General features: G+C 68.9%; 17 protein-coding genes and 1 riboswitch. Of the genes, 6 read left to right on the top strand and 11 right to left on the bottom strand.

All coding sequences use genetic code 11. The features are described 5' to 3' along the window. Window positions 1-3: 3 nt before the first annotated feature. Both AC1RM6_RS12025 and AC1RM6_RS12020 read right to left on the bottom strand, forming a co-directional pair. A complete protein-coding gene (locus AC1RM6_RS12025; protein ID WP_493101573.1) occupies window positions 4-3,000 on the bottom strand; it encodes a TonB-dependent receptor plug domain-containing protein in 2,997 nt (998 codons plus the stop codon). A 294-nt stretch (window positions 3,001-3,294) separates the two neighbouring features. Beyond that, window positions 3,295-4,218 (bottom strand): LysR family transcriptional regulator, encoded by a 924-nt coding sequence (locus AC1RM6_RS12020; protein WP_493101416.1) that lies wholly within the window; start codon window positions 4,216-4,218, stop codon window positions 3,295-3,297. Between the two features lie 101 nt (window positions 4,219-4,319). On the opposite strand from AC1RM6_RS12020, the gene leuC reads away from it, so the two are divergent. The 4 genes from leuC (at window position 4,320) to AC1RM6_RS12000 (ending at window position 8,303) form a co-directional block, all read left to right on the top strand. After that, entirely contained in the window at window positions 4,320-5,756 is a 1,437-nt protein-coding gene (leuC, locus tag AC1RM6_RS12015; protein ID WP_493101414.1) for a 3-isopropylmalate dehydratase large subunit, read from the top strand. Next, window positions 5,756-6,373, top strand: a complete 618-nt coding sequence (gene leuD, locus AC1RM6_RS12010; protein ID WP_493101412.1) for a 3-isopropylmalate dehydratase small subunit — start codon at window positions 5,756-5,758, stop codon at window positions 6,371-6,373. The genes leuC and leuD overlap by 1 nt, the downstream gene beginning before the upstream one ends. Next, on the top strand, window positions 6,370-7,263 hold the full coding sequence (locus tag AC1RM6_RS12005) for an alpha/beta fold hydrolase (RefSeq protein WP_493101410.1): 894 nt from the start codon (window positions 6,370-6,372) through the stop codon (window positions 7,261-7,263). Before leuD ends, AC1RM6_RS12005 begins: the two co-directional genes overlap by 4 nt. Before the next feature lie 122 nt (window positions 7,264-7,385). Then, on the top strand, window positions 7,386-8,303 hold the full coding sequence (locus tag AC1RM6_RS12000; protein WP_493101408.1) for a hypothetical protein: 918 nt from the start codon (window positions 7,386-7,388) through the stop codon (window positions 8,301-8,303). Window positions 8,304-8,430: 127 nt separating this feature from the next. On the opposite strand, the gene AC1RM6_RS11995 is transcribed toward AC1RM6_RS12000, so the two are convergent. From AC1RM6_RS11995 to AC1RM6_RS11970, 6 genes are all read right to left on the bottom strand, one after another. Then, entirely contained in the window at window positions 8,431-8,835 is a 405-nt protein-coding gene (locus AC1RM6_RS11995; protein ID WP_493101406.1) for a (R)-mandelonitrile lyase, read from the bottom strand. Window positions 8,836-8,857: 22 nt separating this feature from the next. Continuing rightward, a complete protein-coding gene (locus tag AC1RM6_RS11990; RefSeq protein WP_493101404.1) occupies window positions 8,858-9,280 on the bottom strand; it encodes a putative quinol monooxygenase in 423 nt (140 codons plus the stop codon). A 3-nt stretch (window positions 9,281-9,283) separates the two neighbouring features. After that, entirely contained in the window at window positions 9,284-9,610 is a 327-nt protein-coding gene (locus AC1RM6_RS11985) for a carboxymuconolactone decarboxylase family protein (RefSeq protein ID WP_493101402.1), read from the bottom strand. An 89-nt stretch (window positions 9,611-9,699) separates the two neighbouring features. Then, window positions 9,700-10,467: a glucose 1-dehydrogenase gene (locus tag AC1RM6_RS11980; RefSeq protein ID WP_493101400.1), complete on the bottom strand. Its 768-nt coding sequence runs from the start codon at window positions 10,465-10,467 to the stop codon at window positions 9,700-9,702. A gap of 173 nt (window positions 10,468-10,640) precedes the next feature. Beyond that, window positions 10,641-11,549, bottom strand: a complete 909-nt coding sequence (locus AC1RM6_RS11975) for a LysR family transcriptional regulator (RefSeq protein ID WP_493101398.1) — start codon at window positions 11,547-11,549, stop codon at window positions 10,641-10,643. A gap of 62 nt (window positions 11,550-11,611) precedes the next feature. Continuing rightward, the gene (locus tag AC1RM6_RS11970; protein WP_493101396.1) at window positions 11,612-12,097 is read right to left on the bottom strand and encodes a (R)-mandelonitrile lyase; all 486 of its coding nucleotides are present in this window, start codon (window positions 12,095-12,097) and stop codon (window positions 11,612-11,614) included. Window positions 12,098-12,245: 148 nt separating this feature from the next. Next, a riboswitch (Fluoride riboswitch) is annotated at window positions 12,246-12,323 on the top strand. A gap of 24 nt (window positions 12,324-12,347) precedes the next feature. Between AC1RM6_RS11970 and AC1RM6_RS11965 the strand changes: the two genes are divergently transcribed. Next, window positions 12,348-13,730, top strand: coding sequence for a voltage-gated chloride channel family protein (locus AC1RM6_RS11965; RefSeq protein WP_493101394.1), 1,383 nt, complete (start codon window positions 12,348-12,350; stop codon window positions 13,728-13,730). A 54-nt stretch (window positions 13,731-13,784) separates the two neighbouring features. Here AC1RM6_RS11965 and AC1RM6_RS11960 read toward each other — a convergent pair whose 3' ends face one another. The 3 genes from AC1RM6_RS11960 to AC1RM6_RS11950 form a co-directional block, all read right to left on the bottom strand. After that, the gene (locus tag AC1RM6_RS11960; RefSeq protein ID WP_493101392.1) at window positions 13,785-14,567 is read right to left on the bottom strand and encodes an SDR family oxidoreductase; all 783 of its coding nucleotides are present in this window, start codon (window positions 14,565-14,567) and stop codon (window positions 13,785-13,787) included. A 222-nt stretch (window positions 14,568-14,789) separates the two neighbouring features. Next, a complete protein-coding gene (locus tag AC1RM6_RS11955; RefSeq protein WP_493101390.1) occupies window positions 14,790-15,728 on the bottom strand; it encodes a helix-turn-helix domain-containing protein in 939 nt (312 codons plus the stop codon). A 215-nt stretch (window positions 15,729-15,943) separates the two neighbouring features. Beyond that, window positions 15,944-16,678 (bottom strand): SDR family oxidoreductase, encoded by a 735-nt coding sequence (locus AC1RM6_RS11950; RefSeq protein ID WP_493101388.1) that lies wholly within the window; start codon window positions 16,676-16,678, stop codon window positions 15,944-15,946. A 325-nt stretch (window positions 16,679-17,003) separates the two neighbouring features. Here AC1RM6_RS11950 and AC1RM6_RS11945 point away from each other — a divergent pair, with 325 nt between their 5' ends. Beyond that, window positions 17,004-18,230 (top strand): CaiB/BaiF CoA transferase family protein, encoded by a 1,227-nt coding sequence (locus tag AC1RM6_RS11945; RefSeq protein ID WP_493101386.1) that lies wholly within the window; start codon window positions 17,004-17,006, stop codon window positions 18,228-18,230. Window positions 18,231-18,259: the final 29 nt, after the last annotated feature.

Below are 18,259 nucleotides of genomic sequence, written 5' to 3'. Positions count from 1 at the left end.
GGATCAGAAGCTCACATCGATGCCGGCGCGCACCACCGGGCCGAACTGGTCGAAGCCGCCGCCGGTGGCCGAGATCGCCTGGACCGAGGTCATCGTCGGCAGGTGGACGTTGAGGACGTTGGTCACCCCCAGCGACATCGTCACCTCCTGCGACCGGTTGACGGTGAAGCGGTACGACGCCGACAGATCGTTATAGAAGCGCGAACCGGTCTTGTCGGGCGACAGCAGCTCGCGGCTGATGCCCGGAGATATGTCGGTCAGGCTCTGGCTCGACTGATAGCGGCCCTGCCAGCCGAGCTTGATGCCGTCGATCGCATAGTTCAGCGCCAGCGTGCCCTTATATTTCGGATAGCCGAGAAAGCCGTCGAGGACCTTGTAGAGGTCGGGCCGCGCCTGGAAGGTATAGGAGCGGTAGCGGTGGAGCCAGGTCAGCGACAGGTTGGCGCTGATCCGGCCGGCGCCGAGCGTGCTCGCATAATAGACCTGGGTGTCGAGACCCGCGGTCTCGAGCTTCGAGGTGTTCACATAGGTGCTGGTGCCGCCGATGATCGCGAAGCGGTTGGCGCCGGTGGTGGCGTCGCGAGTGATCAGCGAACATAGCGCCTGGTCGGGGCCGCCCGCACGATCGACGCAGTTGTTGGCGATGTCCTGGCCGCTCAGGAAGCTGATCGCATCCTTGATCCGGATGTTGAACCAGTCGGCGGTGATCTGCAGCCCGGGCAGGAAGCGCGGCTCGACGATGACGCCGGCGGTCCAGCTGTTCGACACTTCGGGTTTCAGATTCTGATTGCCCGACACGGTGAACGGCACGCCGAGGCCGCCGTTGATCGGGGTAAACCCGGCCGGCCGCCCCAGCGCCGCGCAATTGGCGGCGCGGTTGGGGTTGAGCGCGAGCTGGGCCTGCGCGCAGGGGTCGGTGATGTTGGTGGTCTGGCCCTCGGTCGGGCGGAACGCCTCGAAGATGTTCGGCGCACGGATCGCATGGCTGAGCGTGCCGCGCAGGCGCAGCCCGTCGAACGGCTCCCACATCGCCCCGCTCTTCCACGAGGTGACGTTGCCGGCATGGCTGTAATCGGCGCGGCGCACCGCCCCGTCGATCGACAGCAGCTTGGCGAAGGGCAGATCGGTGAGCAGCGGGATGCTGAGTTCGCCGAACAGTTCGGAGACATGATAGCCGCCGCGATAATCCTGCGACGAGGCCTGGGTGGTCAGCCCGGCCTTGATCAGCGGATCGTTGGTGCGGCCGTTGCTTTCCTTGCGATATTCGCCGCCGATCGCGATGCCGATCGCGCCGCCGCCGGGCAGGGTCAGGAACTTGCTCGAATCCCCCGAGATCGAGACCCCCGAGGTGATCTGTTCGATGAAGGCGCTGGAGACCGTCGTCGCGCGGACGAAGGCGCGCGCGGCCTCCGAACTCTGCGCCGATCCGAACGGGTTGAACGGCACGCAGCCGCCCGAACCGACGATCGCCGGGCGGACATAGCCGGCCGGCTGCAGCGCGGGCACGTCCATCCGGCATTTGACCTGGCCGGTCGCCGGATCGACGACCGCGTCGAAGGCGGCGCGGTAATTGGCGGTGATCAGCCGGTTATAGCCGGTGAACTTCGCCTCGGTGCGGCCATAGGTGCCGTAGACGTCGTAGCTCAGGTCCGACACCGCATTTTCGAGCTTGCCCTTCAGCCCGCCGGTCGCGGTGGTGCTGTGGCGGTCGACCTTGCTGGTGCGCAGACCGACATCGTAGAAGGAGCGATCGAGCTGCAGCGTGGTCGCGCCGGCGGCGAGCAGCCGCTGGCGGAAGGCCGGATCGAGATAGGCGTTCTGGGCGATGTTGATCGCGATCGCCGACTGCTGGACCGGCTGGCCGAGCCCGAAGCTCGACGTGTTGTTGTAATCGACGTTGAGATAGGCCCGCGCCGCGCTGCTGAACTCATAATGGGCGTTGGCGCTGAGATTGTAGCGGGTGATGTCGGGGACGATCGAGATGGTGTCGTCGTAACGGAAGCAGGTCGCGCCGCAATTGGCGTAGATGCCGAACAGATTGCCGTCGGTGAACAGTGCGGTGGGCGCCGCGCGCGCGGTGCCGTCCTCGTTGAACACGAACGCGCCGAGCGTCCTCGTGTCGCCGCGCGCGCCGACCGATCCGAACCCGGCGAAGCGGTAGGATTCGCCGTTCGGGACGATCAGCTGGTCGGGAATGCCGTCGGCGGTGCCGGTGTTGGCCGGATTGTTGACGACGATATTGTTGTGCATGTCGGCATGGCGCGGGGTGATCATTTTGATCTTGGTATAGTCGGCCGACAAAGTGACGTTGCCGCGGTCCTCGCCGAAATTCCTGCCCGCGAGCAGGCTGCCGCCATAGGTGCGGCCTTCGGAGCTTTCGATCGGCTGCGATCCGCTCGCCGACAGCTTCAGGCCCTGATAGCTGTCCTTGGTGATGATGTTGACGACGCCCGACACCGCGTCCGAACCATAGATCGCCGAGGCGCCGCCGGTGATGATCTCGACCCGCTCGATCAGGTTGGGGTTGATCGAATTGAGGTCGACCGCGGCGCTGTCGGTGCTGCCCGCGACCCGGCGCTTGCCGTTGACCAGCACCAGCGTCCGGTTCGATCCCAGGCTGCGCAGGTCGACGACCGCCAGGCCGCCGGCGGTCTCGCCGCGGGTGCCGGCGGCGCCGCTCTGCTGGTTCTGCTGCATGCTGCCCGAAAAGCCGATCGCCGGCTGCTGCGCGAGCGCGCGGCCGATGTCGAACTGGGTGTTGTTGTTTTCGAGCGTCTCGGCGGTGACCAGCCCGACCGGGGTGGGCAGATCGGCGGCCGGGCGGGCGATGCGCGATCCGGTCACGACGATGTCGGCGTCGGACTTGTCGTCCGCGGCCGGAGCGGCCGTCCCCTGCGCCAGCGCCGGGCTTGCCCCGATCAGCATGATGATCGGCACGAGCGATGCCGAAACCCGAAACCCCGTCTTGCGTCCGATCCGCGCGGTCGACCCCTTGATCATTGTCTTCACCCCCGTCGCCCTGCGGCCGTCTCACCGGTTCGGTGGACCGCTCGTCAGGATGGGGAATTGGTAGGAAATCGCGAAATGCGATCCCAATGCCCATTCGGCATAGATATATTCGTGGGGGTGTTGGGGGGAGCGTTGGGCGAGGCCATCGTGATCCGGGCGCCTTCCCATGGCCGCCAACCCATCGTCATCCCGGACTTGATCCGGGATCTCACTTCTTCTTCCGCTCGCCAAAGGCAAAGAGATTCCGGGTCAAGCCCGGAATGACGAAGTTGGGTGACCGCGGCGCTACACCACCTCAGCCTCCCCCGCCGCACGCGCCTTCAGCATCGACCAGAAGGCCTCGACCCGCTGGCTGCGGCGCGCGCGGGGGCGGAAGATGCGGATCTCGATCGGGACGTTCCATTGCTCGTCGCCCGCCGGGGCGAGGCGGCCGCTCTTCAGATCCTCCTCGGCGAGGCTGAGCGGTGCCCAACTCACCCCGCGGCCGTCGCGCGCCATCGTCAGCAGCACGCTCGCCATATGCGATCGGAACACCGGCCGGAGCGCGGCGATGCCATTGGCGGCGACCTTCGCCGCGAGCAGGATCCGGCCCATCCCCGATTTCTCCTCGAGCTCGAGATAGGGCACCGGCTGCCCCTCGGCGCCGGGCAGGCGGTGGATCGGCGCGCCGTCGGGGGCGACCGCCGAGACCGGCAACAGCAGGTCGTCGCCGAGCGGCAGCGAGACGAAGCCCGCGGGATCGAGCCGGTGCGACGCCGCCGGATGATGGTGGCACAGCAGGAAATCGGCCTTGCCCTCGAGCATCAGCCGCTCGCAGGCGGCCATATGGTCGGCGATCAGGGTGATCGTGCCCATGTCGCGCCCATCCTCGAGCCCGCGCAGCCAGGGCGGGAAGAAGGTCGTCGACAGCGCATGGGTCGAGGCGAAGCGCAGTTCGCTGACCAGCGATCCGCCGATCTCGCGCACCTGGTCGCGGCCGAGCAGCAGCCGGCGCAATATCTCCTCGGCGACCACCCGGAAGGCCATGCCGGCTTCGGTCAGCGCGATGCGGTGGGTGTCGCGGTCGACCAGGGTCGCGCCGACCCATTCCTCGAGCGCGCGGATCCGGCGGCTGAACGCGGGCTGGCTCATGTTGCGCGCTTCGGCCGCGCGCGAGAAATTCGCCTCCTCGGCCAGCTTGATGAAATCTTCGAGCCAGACTGTGTCCATCGGTCCCCCGCATTCCGCATGATTTGATAGGAACCCGGCATTGGCCCTGCCCGCAAGCCCCACGGTAAGTCCGCGCTCCGAGAAGCAGGAGAGCGAAGAGCATGACGTCCGCACGGACCTTGTACGACAAGATCGTCGATCGGCACAGGGTGACATCCCTCAACGATGTGCGCGGCCCCGGCGAGACGCTGCTGCTCTATGTCGATCGCACCGTCCTCAACGAATATACCAGCCCGCAGGCGTTCAGCGGGCTGCGCGAGGCCGGGCGCGCGGCCTGGCGTCCGCAGGCGGCGCTGGGCGTCGTCGACCATGTCAACTCGACCGCGCCGGGGCGCGGCGGCGGCAGCGCCGATCCGGGGGCGCGCCGCCAGATCGCCTATCTGTCCGAGAATGGCCGCGATTTCGGGATCGAGATCTATGACGTGCTCCATCCGCGCCAGGGCATCGAGCATGTCGTGCTGCCCGATCTCGGCTGGGTGCTGCCGGGGCTGGTGATCGCCGCGGGCGACAGCCACACCACCACCTATGGCGCGTTCGGGACGGTCGGCTTCGGCATCGGCACCTCGGATATCGAGCATCTCCTCGCCACCCAGACGCTCGTCTATCGTCGGCTGAAGACGATGCGGGTGACGGTCGACGGCCAGCTCGGCATTGGGGTGACCGCCAAGGATGTGGTGATGGCGCTGATCCGGCGGATCGGCGCCGACGGCGCGGCCGGCCATGCGCTCGAATTCGCCGGCGAGGCGATCGCGGCGATGGGGGTCGAGGCCCGGATGACGATCTGCAACATGGCGGTCGAGTGCGGCGCGCGGGTCGCGCTGATGGCGCCCGACGACAAGGTGATCGCCTATATTTCGGGGCGCCCGCGGACGCCCTCGCCGGCGGCGATGGCGCAGGCGCGCGCGACATGGGCGGGTCTGTTCAGCGATGCCGATGCGCGCTTCGACAGGGAACTGACGCTGCGCGCCGGCGAGATTCCGCCGATGGTGAGCTGGGGCACCAGCCCCGACCAGGCCGTCGCGATCGACGGCCATGTGCCCGACCCCGCGACGCTGCCCCCCGATCGCCGTCCCGACGTCGCCCGCGCGATCGCCTATATGGGGCTGGCGCCGCACATGCGGCTCGACGCGGTGCCGATCGACCGCGCCTTCATCGGATCGTGCACCAATGCCCGGATCACCGACCTGCGCGACGCGGCGCGGGTGCTGCGCGGGCGGCGGGTGGCGCCGGGGGTGCGCGCGCTGGTGTCGCCGGGCAGCAGCACGGTGCGGCGCGAGGCCGAGGCCGAGGGGATCGACCGCATCTTCATCGCCGCGGGGTTCGAATGGCGCCAGTCGGGCTGTTCGATGTGCCTGGCGATGAACGACGATGTGCTGGCGCCCGGCGAGCGCTGCGCATCGAGCACCAACCGCAATTTCGAAGGGCGCCAGGGCAGCGGCGGCCGCACCCATCTGATGAGCCCGGCGATGGTCGCCGCCGCCGCGGTGACCGGCCGGCTGACCGACGTGCGGTCGCTGCCCGACCTCGAGGCGCTGTGATGGAGCGCTTCATCCGATCGACCGGCCGGGTCGCGTCGATGCCGGCCGCCAATGTCGACACCGACATGATCATGCCCAAGGCGTTCCTCAAGGGGATCGACCGGCAGGGCCTCGCTCTTGGCCTGTTCCACGACCTGCGGTTCGACGCGCAGGGCCGGCCGCGCCCCGATTTCCTGCTCAACCGCCCGGACATGGCGGACAGCCGCTTCCTGATCGTCGGACCCAATTTCGGCTGCGGATCGTCGCGCGAACATGCGGTCTGGGGGCTGCTCCAATATGGCATCACCGCGATCATCGGCACCAGCTTCGCCGGCATCTTCGCCGACAATTGCGCGAATAACGGCTTGCTCCTGATCGCGCTCGACGCCGATATCGTCGCGTCGCTGGCGGAGTCGCTGACCGACGATACGGGGATCATGACGATCGATCTGGAGGCCCAGCGCATAAATGCGGCAGACAGGGTGGTGGACTTCGCGGTCGATCCCGCGGTCCGGCGGGCGATGATGCTCGGGCTCGACCGGATCGGCGAGACGCTGGCGCAGGCCGATCGCATCCGCGCCTTCGAGCGGCTCTATCTGGCCGAACATCCCTGGCTGGCGGAAGAGAGCGACGGGTGAGCGCGGTCGCCGGCTATCCCGACCTGATGCCGGGCTTCCGCTGGCGCGACGTCGACGCCGGCGGCGTCCGCATCCGCGCGGCGATCGGCGGCAGCGGGCCGCCGCTGCTGCTGCTCCACGGCCATCCCCAGACCCATCTGACCTGGCACAAGGTGGCGCCGGTGCTGGCCCGGCGCTTCACCGTCGTCGCCACCGATCTGCGCGGCTATGGCGACAGCGCCAAGCCGGCGGGCGGCGCCGATCACGAAGCCTATTCTAAGCGGGCGATGGCGGCGGACCAGGTCGCGGTGATGCGCCATTTCGGCTTCGACCGGTTCGCGATCATCGGCCATGACCGCGGCGCCCGGGTCGCGCACCGGCTCGCGCTCGACCATCCCGACGCGGTGACCCGGCTCGCGCTGCTCGACATCGCCCCGACCGCGACGATGTACGCGCGCACCGACAAGGACTTCGCGACCCGCTATTTCTGGTGGTTCTTCCTGATCCAGCCGTTCGACCTGCCCGAACGGATGATCGGCGCCGATCCCGACTTCTTCCTCGACAAGCATATCGCCGGGCAGATCAAGGTAGCCGGATCGGTCGACGAGCGGGTGCTCGCCGAATATCGCCGCTGCTACCGCGATCCGGCGACCCGTCACGCGATCTGCGAGGATTATCGCGCCGCCGCCGGGATCGACCTCGACCATGACGCCGCCGATGGCGACGCCCGGATCGCGGCGCCGCTGCTGGCGCTGTGGGGCGGCCGCGGCACGGTCGGCGCGCTTTACGATGTGCTCGCCTGCTGGTGCGACAAGGCCGACGACGTCCGCGGCCATGCGATCGACTGCGGCCACAGCCCGCAGGAGGAGGCGCCCGCGGCGCTGCTCGCGGCGCTCGACGCCTTTCTGTGACCCGTCCATAGGTTTCGCCCGACCATACCAAGGTTCAGATGGCGCGACCGCCGCCCGGTCGCGAAGATGACCGCCTTGTTCCGGTGCCGGCCGGGACCAACGATGCGCGATGGGACAATATCATGGGTTCGCCGATCAAGATCCTGCTGCAGACCACGATCCCGCCGGTCGAGGACGACTGGCATATCGGGCGCTTCTCGATGCTGCGCGACCATCTGGCGGGGCTCGTCGATGCCGATGGCGCCCCGCTGTGCGCGGTGACCGCGCGCGACCGCACCGCGCCGGGCGCCCCCGATCCGGTGCTGTCGACGATCGACCGGTCCGACTATGACCAGCTCTGGCTGTTTGCGGTCGATGTCGGCGACGGGCTGGCGCCCGAAGACTGCGCCGCGATCGGCCGCTTCCGGCGGATGGGGCGCGGGCTGCTGGTGACGCGCGACCATATGGACCTGGGCAGTTCGCTGTGCACGCTCGGCGGGGTCGGCGACGCGCATTATTTCCACAGCAAACATCCCGATCCCGACCCGACGCGCCACATCGCCGACGACCGGGTGACGACGGCGATCTCCTGGCCCAATTATCATTCGGGGGCGAACGGCGACTATCAGCGGATCGCGGTCGCCAGCCCGCCCCACCCGGTGCTGCACGATCCGGACAGCCCCGACGGGCTGATCCACCATCTTCCATCGCATCCCCATGAGGGCGCGGTCGGCGCCCCGGCGGGCGATGGCTCGGCGCGGGTGATCGCGACCGGCACCAGCCAGGCGAGCGGCCGGCGCTTCAACATCGCGGTCGCCTTCGAGCCCGGCGCCCAGGGCGGCCCGGCGGTGGCGCAATCGACCTTCCACCATTTCGCCGACTATAATTGGGATCCGTCGAACGGCTGCCCCAGCTTCGTCAGCGAGGCGCCGGGCGACGGCATCGCCCGGAACCCCGACGCCCAGCGCTCGATCCGGCGCTATGTCCGCAATCTCGCCATGTGGCTGGCGGGGCGATCGCCGGTCGACGATGGCGGAGAGGCTAACAAGCTGCCCGGCTAAACGCGTGCCTGTTCGAACATCAACGGCCGGAAATCGCAACTCATCCCCCGTTCGTGTCGAGCGCAGTCGAGACACGTGCCACCAGCGCAACGTGTCTCGACTGCGCTCGACACGAACGGATCGAGGGTTAACCCACGCCCGCGAGATAGTCGGCGTCGCTGACCTTCTCCATCCAGACGACGTTCACGCCGTCGAGCGCTTCCTGCACGGCGATATGGGTCATCGCGGTGGTCGCGGTGGCGCCGTGCCAGTGCCGGTGGCCGGGCGGGCACCAGATCACGTCGCCGGCGCGGATCTCGACGATCGGCTCGCCCTCGCATTGCGTCCAGCCGCAGCCGGCGGTCACGATCAGCGTCTGGCCGAGCGGATGCGTGTGCCAGGCCGATCGCGCGCCGGGCTCGAAGGTCACCGCCGCGCAGGACACGCGCGCGGGCGCCGGCGGCGCGTATAACGGGTCGATACGGACGGTGCCGGTGAAATAATCGGCGGGGCCCTTTTGCGAGGGCTGCGATCCGGCGCGAATGAGCTTCATGATCTGGTCTCCTGGGAAATCTTCATCTGATCGGCGCCGGGCCCGCGGGCAACGCGCCGGCCTTGGCGCGCAGCATGATCGGCTCGGTCTCGATCAGGGTCAGCGACCGGACCATCGTGGCGGTGCCGTTCTTGTAGGCGAGGAAATGCGGCGACCGCAGATGCGCCTCATAAGCGGCCTGGTCGGCATAGACCTCCATGATCCGGATCTGGGTCGGCTGCCCCTTCACCGCGACCGCATTGAGCATCAGCACCCCGGACTCGCGCGCCACCGATGCGGCGATCTCCGCGGACAGCAGCGCCCGATAGCGGTCGAGCTGCGCCGGATCGATCTCGAGCTCGGCGATCCTGACCAGCGGCTTGCCGGCATCATCGGCCATCGCCCCACCTCCTCCCGACAGCGCGGCGAACGCCGCCAGCGCGAACCGCATCGATCGCCCGTTCACCGGTCAGACTCCCGCCTCTTCGAAGACCTTCTTCGCGATCGGCAGCGCGGTCATCGCCGGCGGCCAGCCGGCATAGAAAGCGAGCTGGGTGATCGTCTCGACGATCTCGTCGCGGCTGACGCCGTTTTCGAGCGCCTTCTTGAGGTGGAACGGCAGTTCGTTGATCCGGTAGAGCGAGATCAGGCTGGTGATCGTCACCAGGCTGCGGTCGCGCGGCGACAGCATCGGATTTTCCCAGACATCGCCGAACAGCACCTTGTCGGTGATCTCGGCGAGGTGCGGCGCGATGTCGCCGAAGGATTTGCGGGCATTGGTCGGTTCAGTGGACATGGGATCTTCTCCGGCAAGGACGGGCCAGGGCAGCGCCGCGGCCATGGTCAGGGTGAGAGCGGTGCGGCGGCTCAGCGGTTCCATCGCCGTCAATGGGCGGTGAAGCCGCCGTCCACGGGCAGGCCGACGCCGACGACGAAGCTGGCGCCGGGGCTGCACAGCCAGAGCACCGCGGCGGCGACCTCATCGGCCTCGCCGAGCCGTCCGATCGGCTGCTGTTCCAATATCCCGGCCATCGCGTCGGCCTGGCCGTCGAGCATGTCGCGCACCATCGGCGTGTCGATCGTGCCCGGACATACCGCGTTGATGCGGATGCCGCGCGGGGCATATTCGACACCGGCGCTCTTGGTCATCCCGAGCACGGCATGTTTGGTGCCATGATAGGCGGCGCGCCCGGGCAGGCCGACCAGCCCGCCGAGCGACGAGCAGTTGACGATCGCGCCCGAGCCCCGGTCGCGCATCACCCGCAGCTCATGCTTCATGCACGCCCAGACCCCGCGCTGGTTGATCGCGGTCACCCGCTCGAACTGCGCGATCGGTTCGTCGGCGGCGTCGGACGGCGGCACCTGGATCTCGGCATTGTTGAACGCCATGTCGAGCCGGCCATATTCGCCGACCGCACGATCGACCATCGCGGCGACCTGCGTCTCGTCGGCGACGTCGCAGGCAATGCCGATCGCCCGGCCACCTTCGGCGACGATCCGCGCCGCCTCGGCTTCGGCGAGCGCACCATCGATATCGGCCAGGACGACCGCCGCACCGCTGGCGGCGAAGGCGCGCGCGGTCGCCAGCCCCATCCCCTTGCCGGCCCCGGTCACCAGCGCGACCTGCCCGCGGAAATCGAACATGGGATTCATCATGGCTATCCTTTTCGCTGGACGGGCGCTGCCCTGACGGAGGGCGTCGGCGGCCTCGAACAGCCCGTAGATAGGCCGGTTGGGCTCCCGGGATTAGCCGTCAGTCGCTCCATGGAGCGATGCAGGATGCTCATCGTCGATGTGCGGACCGACGGGCATGGCCGCCGCCGGTTTCACAGACCGAGCGGCCGCATCTCGCGGATCAGGTCGATCAGCAGCCGCAGGCCCGCCGGCACCTGCCGCCGGCTCGAATAATAGATGTGAAAACCCGGCCCCGGCGAGGTCCAGTCGTCGAGCACCCGCCGCACGGTGCCGGCGGCGAGCAGCGGCGCCAGCAACGGTTCGGGCGCGTACATCAACCCCGCCCCACCGACCAGCAGGCTCAGGATGATCCGGCTGTCGTCGAGGGTGAGCGAACCCGGCACGTCGACCAGCAAGTCCTCGCCGTCGCGCTCGAACTCCCAGCGATAGACGCGCTCGTCGCCCAGCCGGAAGCGCAGCCCGCGATGCCCGCGCAGATCGTCGGGATGCCGCGGCACGCCGAAACGGTCGAGATAATCGGGCGATCCCGCGACCACCCAGGCGATGTCGGCCGACAGACGCTGCGCGACCATGTCCTCGGGTACGGTGCCGCCATAGCGGATGCCGGCGTCGAAGCCGCCATCGACGATGTCGACCATGCGGTTGCTGACCGAGATGTCGATCTCGACGTCGGGATAGCGGTCGACGAAGGCCGGCAGCACCGGCCCGAGCAACAGGCTCGCCGCGTCGCTCGGCACGTTGAGCCGGATGCGGCCGGCCGGGGCGTCGCGGAAGCGGTTGAGCTGCTCGAACGCCTCGCCGATCACGTCGAACGGCGTGCCGATCGTCGCCTGCAGCGCCTCGCCCGCCGCGGTGAGGGTGACGCTGCGGTTGGTCCGGTTGAGCAGGCGGACGCCGAGCCGGGTTTCGAGCCCCTTGAGCGCATGGCTGAGCGCCGATGCGCTGATGCCGAGTTCCAGCCCCGCGCGACGGAAGCTGCGATGCTTCGCGATCGCGAGGAAATAGGGAAGATCGGCAAGGTCGGACCGGCCCGGTTTCATCGGGCGGGTATGGCGCGGCAAGGCCGCCGATGGCAATCGTCCGGGCGGATGCGCCGATGCGGTCACTCGCCGCGATATTGGGCGTCGGCGACCGGCTCCATCCAGTCGACATTGCGCCCGTCCCGGTTTTCGGTGATCGCGACATGGGTCATCGCGGTCGTCCGGGTCGCACCATGCCAGTGCCGGACACCCGCGGGCACGAAGGCGGTATCGCCCCGACAGATGCGCACGACTGGCCCGCCTTCGCGCTGGGTCCAGCCGCAACCATCGACGACGTACAGCGCCTGCCCTGCCGGATGGCTATGCCAATTGCTGCGCGCGCCGGGTTCGAACCGGACCTCGCCGATGCTCGCGCTGCCCATCTGCCCCGCATCGACCATCGGACGCACGCTGACCCGGCCGGTGAAGTTCGACGCCGGCCCCGGCACCGCCGGCCGCGAATGCGCCGGCACGACACCGTCGGGCGTGGGAACGGCCGGCTGGGCCATGGCCGTACCGGCGATCATGACGATCGCCGCCAGCGCGACGATCGGACGGGGGTCGGTCATGCAACGGCTCCTCGGTCATCTCAGGCGGAACCGGTATAACGGCACCCGCCGTCCGGCGCGTCATGACCGATGCTCAACGCGCCATGATCCGATGCTCAGCCTGCGGTGGATCGGGCGAATCTTTGACAAGCCCGCGCTTTCGCGGCATCGGGGCCGCGGCGATGGATTTCCGCCGGGCCTTCGGGCCGAACCGCCCCTTTGCGGGGCTGATGATTCCTACCTGTCGCCGTCATGGCAGCAAGGAGGAATCATGCGCGCCGTTCTTCGCAGTCTCGTCACCCGCCTCGATATCGCAGGCTTCGTCCGCACCCGGCGTGATCATGCCGCGGCGGTGATCCGCTGGATGCTGATCGTCACGCCGATGGCGGCGGCGGTCGGCACCCTATGCGCGGCGTTCCTGTGGAGCCTCGACGCGGCGACCCGGGCGCGCTTCGACCATCCCTGGCTGTTGTTCCTGCTGCCGGTCGGCGGTGCGGTGATCGCGCTGCTCTACCAGGCCACCGGCCGATCGGTCGAAGCCGGCAACAACCTGATCGTCGACCAGATCCACGAACCCGGCGGCGGCGTGCCGCTGCGCATGGCGCCGCTGATCTTCCTGGGGACGGTGGTCACCCATCTGCTCGGCGGATCGGCGGGCCGCGAGGGCACCGCGGTGCAACTGGGCGGCAGCCTCGCCAGCGCGACCGCGACGCTGTTCCGCCTCGATGCGGCGGGGCTGCGGATCGTGCTGATGGCCGGCATCGCCGCCGGTTTCGGCGCGGTGTTCGGCACCCCGCTCGCCGGCGCCGTCTTCGCGCTCGAGGTGCTGGCGATCGGCCGCATCGAATATCGGGGGCTGCTCCCCTGCCTCGCCGCGGCGCTGGTCGGCGACTGGACCTGCCGGGCGTGGGGCATCCGCCATATCGGCTATCATATCGCCCCGCTGCCGGGACCGCCCGCCGCGCTCGCGATCGAGCCGCTGATCGTCGGCCAGGCGGCACTGGCCGGCATCGGCTTCGGCCTCGCCGCGCTCGCGTTCGCCGAGGCCAGCCACAGGCTGGGCGGCGGCTGGCGGCGGCTGGTCCCCAATCCGCCGCTGCGCGCGATGACCGGCGGGATCGCGATCATCGCCCTTGTCGGGCTGTGCGGCACCCGCGCCTATCTCGGGCTCGGCGTCGAGAGCCCCGATCCGGCCGACCCGACCATCGCCGGCTTCTTCGCCCCGCCGATCGACCATGCCAGCTGGGCGCTCAAGATGCTCTTCACCGTCGTCACCCTCGGCGCCGGCTTCAAGGGCGGCGAGGTCACCCCGCTGTTCTTCATCGGCGCAGCGCTCGGCAACGCGCTCGCCGGCCTGCTCGGCGCGCCGGTCGACCTGTTCGCCGGGCTGGGCTTCGTCGCCGTCTTCGCCGGGGCGGCGAACACCCCGTTCGCCTGCACGCTGATGGGGATCGAGCTGTTCGGCGGCCAGCATGCGGTGCCGATCGCGGTCGCCTGCTTCACCGCTTATGCCTGCTCGGGCCATAGCGGCATCTATCTGTCGCAGCGCATCGCCCTGCCCAAGCCCGGCAACCGGATGGCGGCGGCGGGCACGACATTGCGCGACGCCCGCACCAGGCCGACGCGGCCCGATGCCGATGGACGCCCACGCTGATGTCGAGCGCGGACAGGGTCGCCCGCGGCCGGATCGGGCGCCGCTCAGTTCAGCTCAGCGCGGCGCCATCCGGATCGCGCCGTCGATGCGCAGGGTCTGGCCGTTGAAATAGCTGTTGCGGACCAGTTCCATCACCAGCGAGGCGAATTCCTCGGGCTTGCCGAGCCGCTTGGGGAACGGCACCGAGGCGGCGAGCGATTCGAGGATCTTTGGCGGGACGCCGAGCATCGGCGGGGTCGCGAAGATGCCGGGCATGATCGCATTGACGCGGATGCCGAGGTCCATCAGGTCGCGCGCCATCGGCAGCACCATGCCGTTCACGCCCGCCTTCATCGAGCCGTAGGACACCTGCCCGACCTGGCCGTCCTGGGCGGCGGCGCTCGAGGTCAGCGTCAGCACCCCGCGCTCGCCATCCTCGAGCGGATCGAGGCTCGCCATGCCGAGCGCGGCGATCGAGGCGACCCGGTAGCTCGAGATCAGGATGCCGTGCGCGGTGAACGCGAAATCCTCCGACGTCATCCGGTCGAACTGGCCGGTCTCGCGGTTGCGGAACACGGTCTTGGCGCCGCGGGTGACCTGGGCGCAGTGGACGAGGATCCGCTCCTGCCCGTTCGCGGCCCGCGCCTGTTCGAAGCCGGCGAGGACGCTCTCCTCGCTGGTCACGTCGACCTTGCAGAAGACGCCGCCGATCTCGTCGGCGGCCTTGCGGCCATTCTCCTCGTGCCAGTCGAAGATCGCGACCTTGATGCCCGCCGCCGCGAGCGCGATCGCGCTGGCCTTGCCGAGCCCCGATGCGCCTCCGGTGACGACCGCCGCGATATTGTCTTCGATCCGCATGATCCGCTCCCGATGCCTGTCTGCTATGGTATCAGCGATGGCGCGCGCAGGCCCCGCACGCAAGGCCGGGGGCGGATTCCGACCTCGAACGACCGGCAGGCCGAACGCCCGGATTCTCCCGCATTTTTATGGCCGTCGGTGGCCTCGCGCGCCGCGGCGGTACGACCTCCACGCGACATTTGGCACATAAGCGAACTTATGGCCGTGGCGCGAAGATCGGCGTCAATGCTGGCGCGAGGTGCGGAACGCCCGCGGGCTTTCGCCGATCGCGCGGCGGAAGGCGGTCGAAAAGGACGGGCCCGAGCTGAAGCCGGCGCGGGTGGCGACCTCGGCGATCGGCATGTCGGAGCCGTGCAGCAGCCCCTTGGCGCGCTCGAGCATCTGTTCCTGGACGAAATTGCCCACGGTCCGCCCCGTTTCCTCGCGGAACGCCCGCATCAGCTGGCGCCGGCTGAGCCCGCACAGTTCGGCGAGTTCCGCCAGCGTGGGCACATTGGCACCATCGCGGATGCGCGCCTCGATCGCGCGAAGCCGCCACGGCGAGAGCCCGCCCTTGGAGGCGCTGCCCGCCTCGACCTGGCGAAGGACGCGCAACGTCTCGGCCAGCAGGGTCACGCCGAGCCCCTCGATCAGCAGTTCGGCGGCGAAACCCGGTTCGCTGACCTCCTGCGCCATCCGCAGCAGCAGGTCGCGCAGGCGATCGAAGCGCAGGTTCAGGCAGGTCCGCAGGATCGGCGCATCCATGCCGATGTCGAGATCCTCGCCGAACCGCTCGTCGGCCTGCATCTCGACGAACATCGTCCGCTGGCGCCCCGGGCCGCCCCGCGCGAGGTAGCGCTGGCGCGCGGGCACGAAGAACAGTTCGCCGACCGGACGATAGCCGTCCATCGCCTCGAACCGGCCCTGCGCGCTGGCTGGCCGGCCGGTCAGGCTCAGGTTGAACAGGAAGACCTTGTCCGAATACCACTGGCCGGCGGTCGCGCCCTGCTGGTCCTGGGTGATCAGGCTTGCCGAGACATGCGAGGAGGCGAAGTGCGATTGGGTGGCGATATGGGCGGCCCGGTCGGCCCGTGGGACGTGACCGCCGCCAAGGCTATCGGTTATGTCTGCCCACATCGCATTCACCAGCCAGCCGGCCGTCCGCCGTTGCGGATTGGCCATGATCCATTCCTGCCGGGAACATATGCGGATCGCGACGGCCGCGCCATCCTTTCATGCCGCGCATCCATCGCCACCGCGGGAAGTTACCCGCGTGAAGGCCTGGGGGGCTTAAATACCAACCCGTTCGTGTCGAGCGTCGTCGAGACACCTCGCGGTGGTGGAACATGTCTCGACTACGCTCGACACGAACGGAGAAGAGAGGGCAGGACGCCGGGCTAGTCGGGCGACCGCCCGAACAGCGAGACGCCCAGCGCATGGACATCGGGCGGCATGTCGATCAGCGCGCGGAAGACATGGGTGACAGACGCGAACTGGCTGATCGGCCGTTCGCGCGGGTTGAGCCCGGCGGCGACCGACGCCTCCATGAACCGGCGGGCGATCGCCGGCTCGACATTCCAGGCCTTGCCTTCCTCCATCATCGCCCCGGCCCGCACGAACGACACCCGGATCCCCGCCGGGTCGAGCTCGCGATAGAGGCCGGTCGAGAAGCGCTCGAGCCCGGCCTTGGCCGCCTGATAGACCGTCATGTGCGGGAACGGCAGTTCGACGCCCTCGCTGCTGACGTTGATGATATGCCCGCCGCGCCGCATCAGCGGGACCGCCGCGCGCGCGCAATATATCGGCCCGGCAAGGTTGGTGCCGAGGCCCGACGCGATCTGCTCGTCGGTCGCCTCCTCGACGAGGAAGGGCTCATAGACCGCGGCATTGTTGATCAGCACGTCGATCGCCGGGTGGCGCGCGGCGATCGCCGCGAAGGCGGCGCGGACCGAGTCCGGCGCGGCGACGTCGCAGCCGATCGCCATCGCCGCGTCGCCGATCTCGGCCGCCACCGCCTCGACCTTGGCGGCGGTCCGTCCGAGCAGGACGACCTGTTCGCCTTCGGATGCGAAGCGCCGCGCGAGCGCCCGCCCCAGGCCGACCCCGGCACCGGTGATCACGATCGTCTTCATGGCCTGACCGCCCCCTGGAATATGACGATCGGCGCAGCGGCCCCGCCGGTCGCATGCGTCGGATCGATGGGAAACACGCTCTCCCGGGACGCCTGATGGTCCCCGCCCGGCGCGGGCGTCAATGGCAGCCCCGTCCCGGCATCTCGTCCGCGATCGCTTTTGTGGCGCGTTCGAACAAGAGCGACACTCCCGCGAAAGAGCGCGCGATTGCCCGGCGCCGCCGCTGTCGCCATCTAGATCGCGTTACGGGCCGTGCCCGCGGCAGGGGCGCCGTGCCCCGGGAACGATCGGCCGCGACGACGGCCGGCCAGGAGATGATATTCGCATGACCAAGGTGATGAAGGGTGTTCGCGTCCTGGAAGTCGCGCAGCACACATTCGTTCCGGCCGCAGGCGCGATCCTCGCCGACTGGGGCGCCGATGTGATCAAGATCGAGCATCCGGTGCGCGGCGACACGATGCGCGGTTTCATCAACCTGGGCGGAATGAAGATCGACCCGAAGCGCAACACGCTGATGGAGCATCCCAATCGCGGCAAGCGCAGCGTCGGGGTCGACGTCTCGACCGCCGAGGGCCAGGCGCTGATCTACGAGATCGCGAAGACCGCCGATGTGTTCCTGACCAATTATCTGCCCGCGGCACGGCAGAAGCTCAACATCGACCTCGAGCATATCCGCGCCGCCAATCCCAACATCATCTATGCGCGCGGCAGCGCCTATGGCGACAAGGGCCCCGAGCGCGACGTCGGCGGCTTCGACGGCACCGCCTTCTGGTCGCGCAGCGGCGTCGGCTATGCGATGTCGCCCGCCGAACTCGACGGCCCGCTGATGCAGGGCATCCCGGCGTTCGGCGATTCGATCGGCGGCATGAACATCGCCGGCGGCATCGCCGCCGCGCTCTACCATCGCCGCGAGACCGGCGAGGCCAGCGAGGTCGACGTCTCGCTGCTGAGTTCGGCCTGGTGGGCGGCGGGCACCGCGATCGACATGGGGATCGAGACCGGCATCGCCAGCCGCAACGCCATGCCCTTTTCGGGCGCCAACCCCGGCAATCCGTTCATGGGCAATTTCCGCACCTCCGACGGCGGCACGATCAACCTGTGCGTGCTGACCCCCGGGCCCTATATCCGCGACACCTTCGCGCATCTCGGCATTCCCGAGGTCGCCGACGACCCGCGCTTCTCCGAGCCGCGCGCGCTGATGGAGAATTGGGCGGCGGCGAGCGGGCTGATCGTCGCGGCGATCGGCGGCAAGCCGTTCGCTTATTGGCGCGAGCATCTCAAGACGATGAAGGGGCAATGGGCACCTATCCAGAGCCTGGTCGATCTCGCCAGCGACGAGCAGGCGCTCGCCAACGACATGATCTTCGAGGTCGAGACCGGCGACGGCGGCAAGCCGCTCAAGCTGGTCCGCGGTCCGGTCCAGTTCAACCATCAGCCGGTCGAGACCACCCGCGCGCCCGAAGCCTCCGAGCATACCGAGACCTTCCTGCTCGAACTCGGCATCGAATGGGACAAGATCGAGGCGCTCAAGGCCGCCGGCGCGATCGCCTGAACCATCCTTCCATCCCAACGACAGTTCGA

This window comes from Rhizorhabdus sp. GW822-FHT03C02, assembly GCF_058801765.1.
Note: the sequence above shows the minus strand (reverse complement) of the source record. Positions and strands in the feature narration are given on the sequence as shown.

Coding starts and splice junctions, on each gene's coding strand:
- AC1RM6_RS12025 (WP_493101573.1), bottom strand. CDS start 3,000: ATGATCAAGGGGTCGACCGCGCGGATCGGACGCAAGACGGGGTTTCGG.
- AC1RM6_RS12020 (WP_493101416.1), bottom strand. CDS start 4,218: ATGGACACAGTCTGGCTCGAAGATTTCATCAAGCTGGCCGAGGAGGCG.
- leuC (WP_493101414.1), top strand. CDS start 4,320: ATGACGTCCGCACGGACCTTGTACGACAAGATCGTCGATCGGCACAGG.
- leuD (WP_493101412.1), top strand. CDS start 5,756: ATGGAGCGCTTCATCCGATCGACCGGCCGGGTCGCGTCGATGCCGGCC.
- AC1RM6_RS12000 (WP_493101408.1), top strand. CDS start 7,386: ATGGGTTCGCCGATCAAGATCCTGCTGCAGACCACGATCCCGCCGGTC.
- AC1RM6_RS11995 (WP_493101406.1), bottom strand. CDS start 8,835: ATGAAGCTCATTCGCGCCGGATCGCAGCCCTCGCAAAAGGGCCCCGCC.
- AC1RM6_RS11985 (WP_493101402.1), bottom strand. CDS start 9,610: ATGTCCACTGAACCGACCAATGCCCGCAAATCCTTCGGCGACATCGCG.
- AC1RM6_RS11980 (WP_493101400.1), bottom strand. CDS start 10,467: ATGAATCCCATGTTCGATTTCCGCGGGCAGGTCGCGCTGGTGACCGGG.
- AC1RM6_RS11975 (WP_493101398.1), bottom strand. CDS start 11,549: ATGAAACCGGGCCGGTCCGACCTTGCCGATCTTCCCTATTTCCTCGCG.
- AC1RM6_RS11970 (WP_493101396.1), bottom strand. CDS start 12,097: ATGACCGACCCCCGTCCGATCGTCGCGCTGGCGGCGATCGTCATGATC.
- AC1RM6_RS11965 (WP_493101394.1), top strand. CDS start 12,348: ATGCGCGCCGTTCTTCGCAGTCTCGTCACCCGCCTCGATATCGCAGGC.
- AC1RM6_RS11960 (WP_493101392.1), bottom strand. CDS start 14,567: ATGCGGATCGAAGACAATATCGCGGCGGTCGTCACCGGAGGCGCATCG.
- AC1RM6_RS11955 (WP_493101390.1), bottom strand. CDS start 15,728: ATGGCCAATCCGCAACGGCGGACGGCCGGCTGGCTGGTGAATGCGATG.
- AC1RM6_RS11950 (WP_493101388.1), bottom strand. CDS start 16,678: ATGAAGACGATCGTGATCACCGGTGCCGGGGTCGGCCTGGGGCGGGCG.
- AC1RM6_RS11945 (WP_493101386.1), top strand. CDS start 17,004: ATGACCAAGGTGATGAAGGGTGTTCGCGTCCTGGAAGTCGCGCAGCAC.